At 37.3% G+C, this 13,173-nt stretch carries 13 protein-coding genes; 10 read left to right on the forward strand and 3 right to left on the reverse strand.

Translation table 11 applies throughout. From position 1 onward, the window contains the following. Window positions 1-441: 441 nt before the first annotated feature. Window positions 442-675, reverse strand: a complete 234-nt coding sequence (locus tag ACQ7EO_RS07455) for a hypothetical protein (protein ID WP_004724652.1) — start codon at window positions 673-675, stop codon at window positions 442-444. A 277-nt stretch (window positions 676-952) separates the two neighbouring features. Here ACQ7EO_RS07455 and ACQ7EO_RS07460 point away from each other — a divergent pair, with 277 nt between their 5' ends. The 9 genes from ACQ7EO_RS07460 to ACQ7EO_RS07500 all read left to right on the forward strand — a co-directional run bounded on the left by ACQ7EO_RS07460 (window position 953) and on the right by ACQ7EO_RS07500 (window position 9,642). Beyond that, the gene (locus ACQ7EO_RS07460; protein WP_004822739.1) at window positions 953-1,564 is read left to right on the forward strand and encodes a LexA family protein; all 612 of its coding nucleotides are present in this window, start codon (window positions 953-955) and stop codon (window positions 1,562-1,564) included. Window positions 1,565-1,913: 349 nt separating this feature from the next. Next, window positions 1,914-2,714 carry a pyrimidine utilization protein D gene (gene rutD, locus ACQ7EO_RS07465; RefSeq protein WP_303577196.1) on the forward strand — a complete coding sequence of 267 codons (801 nt, stop codon included), beginning with the start codon at window positions 1,914-1,916 and terminating at the stop codon, window positions 2,712-2,714. A gap of 723 nt (window positions 2,715-3,437) precedes the next feature. Continuing rightward, window positions 3,438-4,553, forward strand: coding sequence for a pyrimidine utilization protein A (gene rutA / locus ACQ7EO_RS07470; RefSeq protein WP_303577197.1), 1,116 nt, complete (start codon window positions 3,438-3,440; stop codon window positions 4,551-4,553). A gap of 5 nt (window positions 4,554-4,558) precedes the next feature. Then, entirely contained in the window at window positions 4,559-5,335 is a 777-nt protein-coding gene (gene rutB / locus ACQ7EO_RS07475; RefSeq protein ID WP_434279604.1) for a pyrimidine utilization protein B, read from the forward strand. An 88-nt stretch (window positions 5,336-5,423) separates the two neighbouring features. Next, window positions 5,424-5,807: a pyrimidine utilization protein C gene (gene rutC / locus ACQ7EO_RS07480; protein ID WP_244013320.1), complete on the forward strand. Its 384-nt coding sequence runs from the start codon at window positions 5,424-5,426 to the stop codon at window positions 5,805-5,807. Between the two features lie 91 nt (window positions 5,808-5,898). After that, entirely contained in the window at window positions 5,899-6,468 is a 570-nt protein-coding gene (gene rutF, locus ACQ7EO_RS07485; RefSeq protein WP_081407363.1) for an NADH-dependent FMN reductase RutF, read from the forward strand. A gap of 24 nt (window positions 6,469-6,492) precedes the next feature. Next, window positions 6,493-7,851, forward strand: a complete 1,359-nt coding sequence (gene rutG, locus ACQ7EO_RS07490) for a pyrimidine utilization transport protein G (RefSeq protein ID WP_434279286.1) — start codon at window positions 6,493-6,495, stop codon at window positions 7,849-7,851. A 473-nt stretch (window positions 7,852-8,324) separates the two neighbouring features. Then, window positions 8,325-8,564, forward strand: a complete 240-nt coding sequence (locus ACQ7EO_RS07495; RefSeq protein WP_004724636.1) for a hypothetical protein — start codon at window positions 8,325-8,327, stop codon at window positions 8,562-8,564. Window positions 8,565-8,889: 325 nt separating this feature from the next. Continuing rightward, complete coding sequence (locus tag ACQ7EO_RS07500) at window positions 8,890-9,642, forward strand: class II aldolase/adducin family protein (protein WP_056517856.1); 753 nt, start codon at window positions 8,890-8,892, stop codon at window positions 9,640-9,642. Between the two features lie 81 nt (window positions 9,643-9,723). Here the strand turns inward: ACQ7EO_RS07500 and ACQ7EO_RS07505 are convergent, their stop codons facing one another. Together ACQ7EO_RS07505 and ACQ7EO_RS07510 are read right to left on the reverse strand one after the other, a co-directional pair. Next, complete coding sequence (locus ACQ7EO_RS07505; RefSeq protein WP_004724634.1) at window positions 9,724-10,413, reverse strand: pirin family protein; 690 nt, start codon at window positions 10,411-10,413, stop codon at window positions 9,724-9,726. 174 nt (window positions 10,414-10,587) lie between these two features. Further along, complete coding sequence (locus ACQ7EO_RS07510) at window positions 10,588-11,817, reverse strand: L,D-transpeptidase family protein (protein ID WP_034611785.1); 1,230 nt, start codon at window positions 11,815-11,817, stop codon at window positions 10,588-10,590. A gap of 275 nt (window positions 11,818-12,092) precedes the next feature. Between ACQ7EO_RS07510 and hemE the strand changes: the two genes are divergently transcribed. Further along, window positions 12,093-13,166 carry a uroporphyrinogen decarboxylase gene (hemE, locus tag ACQ7EO_RS07515; RefSeq protein ID WP_034611784.1) on the forward strand — a complete coding sequence of 358 codons (1,074 nt, stop codon included), beginning with the start codon at window positions 12,093-12,095 and terminating at the stop codon, window positions 13,164-13,166. Window positions 13,167-13,173: the final 7 nt, after the last annotated feature.

Below are 13,173 nucleotides of genomic sequence, written 5' to 3' on the forward strand. Positions count from 1 at the left end.
CTCATTTTAGCTTGAGTATTACGATTATTGAAAAACGTAATATTTATTAAGCAAAATAAGTGCCATGAATAAACAGGAGGGATTGGATTGATCTGCGTATTTCAGCAGCTCGTGAATACGAGGTGATCAATGATCTTTATAAGTGACTGGTAAAGAACTCAGTAGAGGCTCAATAAAAGGACAAGATAATCAAGAAATGGATAAAGTAGGAATAACGAAAAAGAAATAATCAAACAAAAGATTATGGATGGTAAGCAGTTGATTCACAAGTTCAGTGCTTAAGACAAACATCTAAATGCAATCGATAGCGTGATCAATTGAAAATTAAATCGTCGTTGTATCGAGGGGAATACAACGACATTTTAATCACGAAATACATATCAAATCATAAACTTCAGTTGAATATTTAAGCAGATCCAATTTTATTAGGTTGGCATCCGCTTAAAGTGGAAGAGGTTCTAAACCTTTAACAATATCACTAAATTCAGAACCATTGAGCCAAAATGATTTCTTTAAAAATAATGTGGTCATGATACTTTCAGCGATATCGCTATTGGTATTTTCACAAAATAAACCATACTGGCTGCCTAACACATTATTGTCTTCAATCAAACGAATATAGTAAGCATGTTGTTCGTCTGCATAACCAAGAATTGCATCACGTTGAGTCGCCATTTTTATGTCTCCACATAGAAAATCAATCAATTAAGTGCTTAAGTGGGATCAGAGAACTTATTCAAAAATATCAATAAATTAACAAGATGTCTGTATTCTAAATTATTGATTTATGATAAGTATATTGATTATCTTTGTCGTCCTTGTTCAAATAGATGTATCAAAACTGATCGATAGAGTTATTGTTATTCAAAAAAAACTTGCCGTCAACTTGAATTTGTAACTTTTTCAAGCTATATTGATTTTACAGGCTTTTATGAAGCATATAGGATAAATAATGTCTAAGAAAGTAGAATTTGAACACGGAGGTGCGAGAGCCAATGCTGGGCGCAAGGCACAGTTTAGTGAGCCGACCAAAGTCATCCGTGTCCCAGAGTCACAAGTAGATTTTATCAAAAACTGGTTACTGAAAAATTTCAAAAACGGCCAGCTCAGTGATTTAAGCTCTAGCATAAATATCCAGACCATTCAGCCTAAGAATGATAAGGTTTATCAGATTCCGCTTGCGACAGAACGAGTCGCTGCTGGCGTGCCATTTTCTGTTCAAGATAGCATAGAACAATCATTGGATATGAATGAATATTTAATTCGAAATGAGAGTTCTACCTTTATTGTTAAAGCAAATTCGCTTTCAATGTTGGATGTTGGTATAGATATTGAAGACCCCTTGATTGTAGATCGTAGCATTTCTGCAAAATCTGGCGATATTGTCATTGCCCGTATTGATAATGATTTTACCGTGAAGCGCTTGATGATTGACAAGCAGTTTGATCCACCGAAAGTTTGGTTAAAAGCTGAGAATCCAGAATTTAAAAATATTTATATTGAAGAAGGGCAAGAATTTGAAATTTGGGGCGTTGTAACTTATAACTTAAAACGGATGCGTTGATTGAAACAATCTATACGGATAAGGCTGAAAGTCTTTGCTATTTTAAAGCAACATTCTTGTTGCTTTTTTTATGATACATTAAATGATTTGATTCAATGTCCAAATTTTAATGGGTAGGTCTATGTTTGGGATGTCGAATTATTTGAAAAAGATTCATTTCATCAAAAGTCTTTTTAGTTTTATGTCAAAAATATGCTGATGTTATGTTGAGCGTGTAAACGAATAGGATAAAAAATCCGAACGTTAACATTCTTTATCAAAAGCCTCAAAAAAACCAACTTAAACATAACAAGTATTCGGCATATTTTTTGCTGTTATTAAATGAACAAATTAATAGAATGGTAAAACAATGAGCTATCGAATTTTTCCATGTGTTACTCAGCAAGATGCTGAAATTGTCGTCTTATCTTCAGGTTTAGGTGGGCACGCTTCATTTTGGCAACCACAAATTGAAACATTAACCCAATATTTTCAAGTGCTTGTTTATGATCAAGAAGGTTGTCATGCGGATTCTGATGCATTGCCAACATCATACTCAATCAAAAATATGGCAAAACAAATTCTCGATATTCTGCAACAACAACAGATCAAACAATGCCATTTTATTGGACATGCTTTGGGCGCAGTCATTGGGGCAGAATTGGCGGTCTTGGTTCAGAACACAGATATATCATTAACCAGTCTTACTTTTATTAATGCTTGGGATGCGCTTGATCCGCATACACAGAAGTGTTTTCAGGCACGTATGACTTTATTAGAAAATGTAGGTGTTGAAGCTTATATACGGGTACAAGCTTTATTCCTATATCCACCTGCCTATATTTCAAAACATATTCAAAAAATTCAGGATATTGAAAATTCTGGATTTGATGATTTTCCACCCATCAACAATGTATTGGTACGTATGAATGCATTAATGAATTTTAAAATTTTACCTGAACATGTCGCAGCTTTGGCGAAAACGGATGTGTATTATATTGCCAACAAAGATGATTTTTTAGTGCCTTACCAAAAGAGTATCGATCTTAAAAAAGCATTGGGGCATGGCGTATTAACACTGTTGGAAACAGGAGCACATGCATCCTCAGTAACGGAGAGTAAGACATTCAATCAGATTTTAATTCAAAATTTAGTAGAAGAGGTGCTATAAACCACAACCTAAATATGGATTCACATCAATAGGTCTTAGTAACCAATCTCTCAATCGCTGGTTAGATAAGGAAACTAGCGCTGAACAAATTCAGTAGATTTATGATGTAGTAAAAATGGGGCCTATTTCTGCCAATCGTTGTCCTGTACGATTTATATTTTTTGACGATATTTTAGGTCAAAGTAAGATGAAAGCCAGTGCTTTCTTTAGAAAATGAAAGTTAGGAAAAACCATAACAGCTGCTAATAGGATTATTAATATTGGTTATGTTGCTCATAAAGAATATATGCAAGATTGCCTCGATTAGCTGTTGAGGATGCTTATAAAATATTATAAATATTGATTTTGTTATAGCTTTAATTGCGGTTTAAATTTTGATTTTTATTGGGTTATTTATTGTATTGAAATACTGGTTTATTCAAAGCCAATTGTTATGCCATCGAACCGCATTTTTATGCGGGTTTTTATTTTTTGTTCAATCAGATTTTAGAATTTTCAATGATCTAAAATGATGCATTTATGCACTATTTTAGTTTAATTTTTTTGCTTAATAAAATCTTAAATTTTACCAAAAGGTAAAATAAAAAATAATAATTAAAATTTTTTCAATAAAAACAATTCTCTAAATTTAGTGGCATGCAGTATGCATTGTTGATAATTATAAGCTGAGTGAATTTTTAATAAGATTTTTTTAGAATGTTTTTTGTCCAGTGAGGTTTAGCTATGAAAATTGGTGTGTTTTGTCCGATTGGAAATAATGGCTGGTTGCTTTCAGAAAATGCACCGCAATATAAGCCAACATTTGAGTTAAATAAACAGATTGTACAACGTGCAGAGCATTATGGTTTTGACTTTGCATTGTCGATGATTAAATTGCGTGGTTTCGGTGGTAAAACTGAATTTTGGGATTATAACTTAGAAACTTTTACATTAATGGCGGGTTTAGCTGCCGTCACCAGCAAAATTAAAATTTTTGCGACAGCCGCAACTTTGGTGATGCCACCAGCCATCGTGGCACGTATGGCATCTACGATTGATTCAATTTCAAATGGACGTTTTGGGCTAAATGTTGTGACGGGTTGGCAACCACCAGAATATACCCAGATGGGGCTATGGCCAGGGAATGATTATTTCTCTAAACGTTATGATTATTTATCTGAATATGTCGAAATTTTACGTGAACTTTGGGCAACAGGAACATCTGATTTTAAAGGTGAGTTTTTCCAAATGGAGGATTGCCAAGTTAAGCCTAAGCCACAAGCTGATATGAAAATTATTTGTGCAGGCCAGTCTGATGCGGGCTTAGCATTCTCAGCAAAATATGCAGATTATAATTTTGTCTTTGGCAAAGGGTTAAATACACCAATCGCCTACGCTGAAATTAATGACCGTTTAAAAGTACATACCGACCAAACTGGAAGAGATGTACAAACCTATGTGCTGTTTATGGTGATTGCCGCAGAGACAGATCAACACGCCATGGCGAAATGGGAGAGCTATAACCAAGGCGCAGATCTAGAGGCGATTAATTGGTTAATGAACCAAGGCGGCAAAGATCAAACATCGGGTACAGATACCAATATTCGTCAAATGGCTTCAAGTGTTTCACCCGTCAATATCAATATGGGAACAATCGTTGGTTCTTATGAAAATGTAGCCAAGATGCTGGATGAAATTTCTACAATTCAAGGTACAGAAGGGATTCTTTTAACTTTTGATGATTTTATACAAGGGGTTGAGGATTTTGGACAACGTATTCAGCCCTTGATGACTTGTCGTGAGGAGGTTGTTGCAAGCTATCAAAAACCAGCTCAACCCGTTTTGGAGAAAAGCGCATGACTATGATGAATGACACTAAAACTGTAGAACATCTGGTCTGTACAGATTTTACCGCACATGCAGGAACCGGCAGAGTCTTAAAAGCAGAACCAGAATCAATTCAGCTTGCACCAGAACAAACGGCGCTTATCGTGATTGATATGCAAAATGCGTATACCTCAATCGGTGGTTATTTAGATTTGGCTGGTTTTGATGTTTCAGCCACTCAACCTGTGGTCGCCAATATTAAAAAAAGCATTGATACAGCACATACCGCGGGCATTCAAGTGATCTATTTCCAAAACGGATGGGATGAGCAATATGTAGAAGCAGGTGGCCTAGGTTCTCCTAACTTTCATAAATCCAATGCCTTAAAAACCATGCGTAAAAACCCTGACTTACAAGGCAAGTTATTGGCAAAAGGGGGGTGGGATTTTGCATTAATTGATGAGTTAAGGTCTCAAGCTCAAGACATTGTGATCGAGAAACCACGCTATAGCGGTTTTTTTAATACAGCGCTGGACAGCATTTTACGTGCTCGTGGCATCCGAAATTTAGTTTTCGTTGGGATTGCCACCAATGTTTGTGTGGAATCAACCCTCAGAGATGGTTTTTTCTTGGAATACTTTGGTGTGGCGCTTAAAGATGCATGTTATCAAGCGGGTCCTCCAGCAGCGCAAGAGGCGGCCTTATATAACATTCAAACTTTTTTTGGATGGGTGTCTGACACGGCGTCATTTATAAAGACTTTTAATACTCAACAGGCACAGCCAAATCACCTCACTTTCAGTCGAACGGCTTAATGGTTTTCAACAGGTTATGTGTCTTGTGCCTTCTCTAGTATTGAAGTCTATGGTGAAGATGCTTTCAGGAAAAATAAAGGAATTCAAAATGTCGAAACAAGTTGTGATCCCAGCAGGTACGGCTAAGCCCCTTGCACCTTATGTGCCAGCAACCAAAGCAGACAATATTGTTTATGTCTCAGGTACTTTGGCTTTTGATGAAAATAATGATGTGGTCTGTGTCGGTGATGCCGCAGGGCAAACCCGGCATATTTTAGAAACCATTAAAAGCGTCATCGAAACTGCAGGTGGGACAATGGATGATATTACCTTTAACTCAATATTCGTCAAAGATTGGGCGGATTATGCCGCAGTAAATGTGGTCTATGCTGAATATTTTCCCAATGATAAACCCGCTCGATATTGTATACAGGTCGGACTGGTTAAACCTGAAGCCTTAGTAGAAATTGCATCTGTAGCACATGTGGGATAGAGCATGTCTAGATTTGTCTATGCGTTTTAATCATTTTTTTCAAAAAGAATTTTAACCTCGATGAACATTTGCGCATTGGGGTGGGAGCGTCATGATGCAAATGATCAAACAGGAAAGTGCACTTGCTGGTGAAATAATTGAGTTTAACACGCCGTGTGAAGCCAATGTCCATTTAGAAATCGATCAAGCTATCTTTAGACAAGGTATGTCTAATCTGGGTGCAGCGGTCAATGTGATCACTACCAAAGGTGATGCAGGGCAGGCCGGTTTTACTGCATCTGCAGTGTGCAGTGTAACGGATTCACCTCCAACCTTATTGGTATGTCTCAATCGGGCTGCTTCGGTATATCACATTTTTTCTGAAAATAAAGTTTTGTGTGTCAATACATTGGGTTCAAATCAAGCCGAATTATCGAATCTCTTTGGTGGCAAAACACCGATGCAACAGAGGTTTGCACAAGCTGAATGGAGTGAACTGGTGACGGGTTCTCCCGTGTTAGATAACGCCCTAATCTCATTTGATTGTGAAGTGGTATCCAGTCAAGTGGTCGGCAGTCATGATGTATTGTTTTGTCAGGTCAAAGCAATTCGTCACAACCCAAGTTTAAATGCGCTTCTATATTTCAAACGCAGTTACTGTGAACCTCAAAATGTATGTTGATCTCTCAATATGGGGACTTAGAAAATGGCGACAAAAGAACCATGGTTTACATCATTTAAACCATACACAGGAAATTTAGATCAAACCCCTGTGCAAATTGATGAATATTTACCTGTCGGAAAAAGTATTGTTTTGGGCTTGCAACATGCATTTGCAATGTTTGGTGCAACGGTTCTCGCGCCTTTGCTGATGGGCTTTGATCCCAATTTAACCATATTTATCACGGGTATCGGCACGATTTTATTCTTCTTGATGACGGGTGGAAGAATGCCGAGTTATCTCGGATCGAGTTTTGCATTTATCGGTGCTGTTGCAGCTGCAACGGGCTATGCAGGTGTGGGGTCAAATCCGAATATTGCCTTGGCTTTGGGGGGGACCATCGCTTGTGGTTTGCTGTATGCCGCGATCGGTTTAATTGTCATGAAGACGGGAACGGGGTGGATTGAAAAGTTGATGCCACCGATTGTTACGGGGGCAATCGTGATGATCATTGGACTAAATTTGGCACCTGTCACCATTAAAAGTGTTTCAGCAAATTCATTTGATACTTGGATGGCAATTCTAACCATTCTGTGTATCAGTGCAATTGCTGTATTTACCCGAGGCATGATGCGCCGCTTATTATTATTGTTGGGTTTGGTCTGTGCATATGTCTTATATTTTATCCTTGCCAATGTAATGGGCTTTGGCAAAGCTATCGATTTTGCAGTCATTAGCAATGCTGCATGGTTAGGCCTACCACATTTTGTTGCACCGACGTTTAATGCCAATGCCATGCTGTTAATTGCGCCTGTGGCAATAATTCTGGTCGCTGAAAATTTAGGTCATTTTAAAGCAGTATCTGCAATGACAGGCCGTGATTTATCACCTTATATGGGACGTGCTTTTTTTGCCGATGGTGTATGTACCAGCTTATCAGCTTCTGTTGGTGGGACAGGCATGACCACCTATGCTGAAAATATTGGGGTTATGGCTGTCACTAAAATTTATTCAACTACTGTCTTTGTGATTGCTGGGATCTTTGCCATTTTGTTGGGCTTATCACCTAAGTTTGGAGCTGTGATCAGTACTATTCCTGTTGCGCTTTTAGGTGGTGCTTCGATTGTGGTGTTTGGTTTAATCACAGTGGCTGGTGCAAAGATTTGGATTGATAACAAAATTGATTTCACTAAAAACAGTAGCTTAATTATTGCTGCGGTCAGCTTGATCATGGGGGCAGGTAATTTTAGTGTACATATTGGATCATTTGATCTGGGTGGAATTGGTACAGCAACTTTGGCTGCAATTTTATTGAATCTATTTTTAAATCGTGGAGAAAAACAGCCCGATGAGATCAAGCTAGAATCAAGTGATGCTGCAAAGTCCATATCACAGTCTTCTTAAGGCAAAGGGATAAGATTGTGACTTCAAATGATTAAACAGCAGATTTTACCGTGAAAAGCGTGGCATTTATTGGTTGTGGGGAATGGGATTGCGTATGACATCTCATTGAGCAAAATTTTGTACACGAGTGAAAGTATAAAATCGTGATTTTGCAAAGGTCAATCACATGCACAAAAATTGGGACGCTCGCAGTGAGTTTGTAAGAAGCGCTACAAGCAGAGGTAAGTTTTCCTTGTTTGACTATAAGTACGAGAACAGCATATAGGGGATGAATTCAAGCTTTAATATTGCAATTTTAAAGCGCTTGTAGGGGAAATTCTGATTCATATTCATGGATGAAATTTATACAGATATTACGAGTTTTTATGGTGATGCCCTATGCGACAAATTTTGTCGCATAGGGCGTTTCTCTATCTAGTATTTAATTCTCCAATAAATATAATAGAACCTGTAAGCACGATGAGATTTAAAATATGAAAGACTGGATTAAGATACGCGAAATTCTAAAAAATATTCAAAATCGACAAAATAAAAATCAGGCTATTTACTTAGTCGGTATGGTTGATTTAAACGAATTGGATATTTCATGGTTGATTGATGAAGACTACATTGAAATTGATGATGCTATTTCTTACTTAGATAATAGAGATATTGTTTTTATTAAAGATTTAACTTTTAAGGGTAAGAAGTTGCTCTATCAGCTCAGTATTTAAATCTATTTTTTATAACAACGAATGAGGGCGTTTTATAACAATAATGAAGAATTAAAATAAATAATAATTTAATTTTTTAATTTAATAAAAATAAATAAAAGATAAATCTTTATTATAATGATTTAATAAGTATAAATAATAAAAAAATATGATAATTAATAATTTTAATCCAAATCAATATTCAATTATTGGTTTGGATTTTTTATATTCTGTAACTCCAAAATTGATGCTTTAGTCGCCATTCACGAATTAAAACTTGTTAATTTGTTGAACTCTCGTTAAAAGTAATGATGTTTTATACATTGGCAATAAAAAGGATTTTAGGATGAAACGTCCAAAGCATATTGATAAGGCTGAATGGGAAGCACGTTGTCAGTTGGCAGCACTGTATCGTTTAATTGCACACTATAGAATGACCGATTTGATTGATACTCATATCAGTTTACGTGTCCCGCATGAGCCTGATCATTTTCTGATTAACCGCTATGGTGTGACATTTGATCAGATGAAAGCATCAGATTTGGTGAAGATTGATCATGAAGGGAATATTGTGGCCGATTATGACCAAGGGAAAATGGTCAATGTCGCAGGTTTCGTTATTCATTCTGCCTTGCACCATGCTAAAGATGATATTCACTGTGTTATTCATACTCATACGGCAGATGGGATTGCGGTGTCTGCACAAGAAAAAGGTTTATTGCCTTTGTCGCAACATGCACTGAAATTTTATAATAATATTGCTTATCATGAATATGAGGGCATCGCTTTTTCCACCGCAGAGCGAGAGCGTTTGGTTGAGGATTTAGGCAATTATCGTTGCATGATTTTACGTAATCATGGTTTGTTAGCCACTGGTAATAGTATTGCTAGAGCATTTCATGAAATTTATTTTTTAGAGCGGGCTTGTCAAGTTCAGATCAAAGCCATGAGCAGCTCAAAACTGCATTATCCGAGTAAGCAAATATGTGAATATACGGTCAAGCAATTTGAAAGTGATGCTGCTGAACCGATTATTCAGGCCGCTTGGAATGCTGCTTTATCATTGATTAAAGATCAGAAAAAAGATTATTGCGCTTAAACACTGCTGCTAACTTATTCAATAAGCTCGACATAAAAAACCTCCATATATTACATACGGAGGTTTTTTATTGCATACGGATTAGCTGTTTAAATCAAACCAAATAAATTGGCTATCTTCATGTGCAGTGAGTGTTGAATCTTCGTCAAATAAATAAGCATCACCTGCTTTAACGACTTGACCGGCAATATCAATCTCACCTTCGATCACATGTACATAGTTAAATTTTTGGGTTGCTTTCACTTCAAGTGTGTGACCTTTTTCCAAATATGCTGCTTTAATTTCAGCATCTTGACGAATATGCATCGGCGCATTGTCATTTGGTCCCACAATCAATTGCCATTCATTTGGTGATTTTTTAGGATCACGTTCAATTTGTTGATAATTCGGTTCAGCATCTTGAACATTTGGAATCACCCAAATTTGTAGCATATGAACGGCTTCATCACCTTGGTTGATTTCACTGTGTTGTACACCTGTACCCGCACTCATCAATTGCCATTCACCCGCATGGATATGACGTTCATTTCCCATACTGTCTTTGTGTGAAATGGTACCTTTGAGTACACAGGTCAAAATTTCCATATTGTCATGTGGGTGAGTACCAAAACCTTTATGTGCTGCAATGGTATCGTCATTGATTACACGTAAAGAACCAACACCCATATATTTAGGATCATACCAGCTACCAAAGGAGAAACTATGTTTGGTGTCTAACCAACCCATTTTTACGTGACCACGGTTTTCGCTGTGATGTAAAAAAGTATTCATCTCAAGTCTCCAATTCTTTATTTTTTAACATGAGTAAATATTAATATTTAACTAATTGGGATGAAATAGCAAAATAGCAACATGTTGTTTTGTTTTTGGAACGATAAAGTTTTTAGCTTTTGCAATAAAAAAACCAGTGTATGTACACTGGTTTTCATTTCATCAAGTATAAGATTATTCTAAGAATTTAACCGTTACACCCGATTTAACTTTTTTACCTAAATCATTGGCATCCCAGTTGGTCAAACGAATACAACCATGAGAAGCTGTTTTCGAAATTGCAGATGGGTTTGGCGTACCATGAATACCAAATGATTTTTTACTCAAGCCAATCCAGATGTTGCCTACAGGGGCATTTGGACCAGGTGGTAATGATAATGGTTTTAAGTTTTTGCCTTGTACAAAATTACTTGGCGAGTAACTATACCAAGGGTTGCGAGCAACACCGGTAACTTTATACGTTCCTGTTGGCGATGGCGTATCAGAACTACCAATTGTGGCAGGGAATGAGCCAACCATTTGGTTTTGCGCATTAAATAAATACAATTGTTTCGCACCTTTATGCGCCACAATTAAATGGATATTTTCAGGCAATTCGTTACGGATATTGGTGACAACGATTTTTTCACCAACTTTGTTAAATGTTGCTTTAGGATTAAGTTTCTTTAAGAACTCTTCATCCATATGGAATTTTTCACCCAACATTTCGGTGACACGGGTGTAGTACAAACCTGGCATTTTTGCTTGTAAAGCATAATCACGCGGAATTGATTTTGCATAAGGACCTTTTAGATCTTCAGCCGTTATCGTGTATTCCACAAAAGCAGGTTTATTGCCTTGTTGAGACACTAACGCATCCCAAGTTTCTTTGGTCAGCTCACCTGTCGGTTTAATACCATTCATTTGTTGGAATGAAGCAATGGCTTTCAGGGTATTCATACCGCTTGAACCATCAATTGCACCAGGTGAAGCATGTGCATTATTTAACATGACATGGGCACGGGCATAGACAGGGAATTGACCCTTGCCAATATTTTCGTACCATTGTGCATTGTTGATCCCATCCAAAGTCCATGATGCTTTCGGTGCATTGGGATTGCTTGCCGTTTTTGCAGTCGTGGTCTGTGGAGACGATGGGGCAATAGCAGTACCTGAGTTTTTATCCTCAGTTTTTTCTAAATTTTGTAGCGTGTTTGCAGCTTTGTCTAAGTCTTGTTGCTCTTGCTGGCTTATCTGTGTTTCTACACTTGAAGCAGAACTGTCAATAGCAAGTGGATCAATAGGATCTTCAACGGGAGCAGCAACTTTTTTAGGCGTTAGAGGTTGCTCAGCTGTAGATGCAGCAAAAGCTGTACCTGTTAATAAACAGCTTAAACTCAAAGCAAGAATTGAGCGAACGAACATGTAGATCAACCTTAAGAATTATTCATAATTTATGACTAAAAATCTGTGTAAGTATTGCAGAAATTATAAGGTGTTGCAGTATTTGTTTTGTGTTAATCATTTTTTTCTATAGACATTTTCTCTGTCAGCAGGTTTTGTTTTATTTTCGTATACCAAATGAAATTTAAATCAAAGCAAGCAAATAAAACTTTATTGAGAAAAATTTTCTAGAAATGGTTATGTAGCAGGCCTTTTTGCTATGATGGGGCGAATTTAATTTTTGATTGGGAAAGTAAATGACGACCTTAAAAAATGATCGTTTTCTACGTGCCTTATTGCGTGAACCTGTAGATACGACTCCAGTTTGGATGATGCGTCAGGCAGGACGTTATTTACCAGAATATCGTGAAACACGTGCGAAAGCAGGTGATTTTCTTTCTCTTTGTAAAAATACAGAATTTGCTTGTGAAGTGACTTTACAGCCTTTGCGCCGTTATGAGCTTGATGCTGCAATTCTATTTTCAGACATTTTGACTGTTCCCGATGCTTTGGGTTTAGGGCTTTATTTTGAAACAGGTGAAGGTCCTAAATTCCATAAAACAGTTCGTACTGAACAGGATGTGGCAAATTTACCCAAATTCGATGCCAAATCTGATCTGGCTTATGTCATGAATGCGGTTTCAACCATTCGTTCAGCTTTGGGTGGTCAGGTGCCTTTAATTGGTTTTTCGGGTAGTCCGTGGACCTTGGCAACCTACATGGTGGAAGGTGGTTCAAGTAAAGACTTCCGTTTTACCAAACAGATGATGTATGCACAACCTGAAGTTTTACATGCTTTATTAGATCGTTTAGCCGATGCTGTTATTGACTATTTAAATGCTCAAATTGAGGCTGGTGCTCAAGCTGTACAAATTTTTGATAGCTGGGGTGGCGCATTGGCGCATCGTGAATATCTAGAATTTTCACTCAAATATATGCAGAAAATTGTTGCAGGATTAAAACGAGAGCATGAAGGGCGCAAAGTACCTGTGATCTTATTTACCAAAGGCGGTGGTCAATGGTTAGAGCCAATGATTGCAACAGGTGCAGATGCATTTGGCTTAGATTGGACAACCCCGTTAAACGTGGCGCGCCAAACCGTTAATGGACGTGCAGCGCTACAAGGAAATTTAGATCCAGCAACATTGTATGGTTCAGCAGATTCTATTGAAAAAGCAACCAAAGCCATGTTGGATGATGCTTATGCCAATGGTGAGAAAACAGGTTATATCGCCAACTTAGGTCATGGTATTACCCAATGGGTTGATCCTGAAAAACCAAAAGCATTTATTGACACTGTACACCAATACAGTGCCAAATACTTAGGTTAACTTATTG

It is taken from the genome of Acinetobacter sp. CE-15 (assembly GCF_051059255.1).
Taxonomy (GTDB): Bacteria; Pseudomonadota; Gammaproteobacteria; order Pseudomonadales; family Moraxellaceae; genus Acinetobacter; species Acinetobacter guillouiae.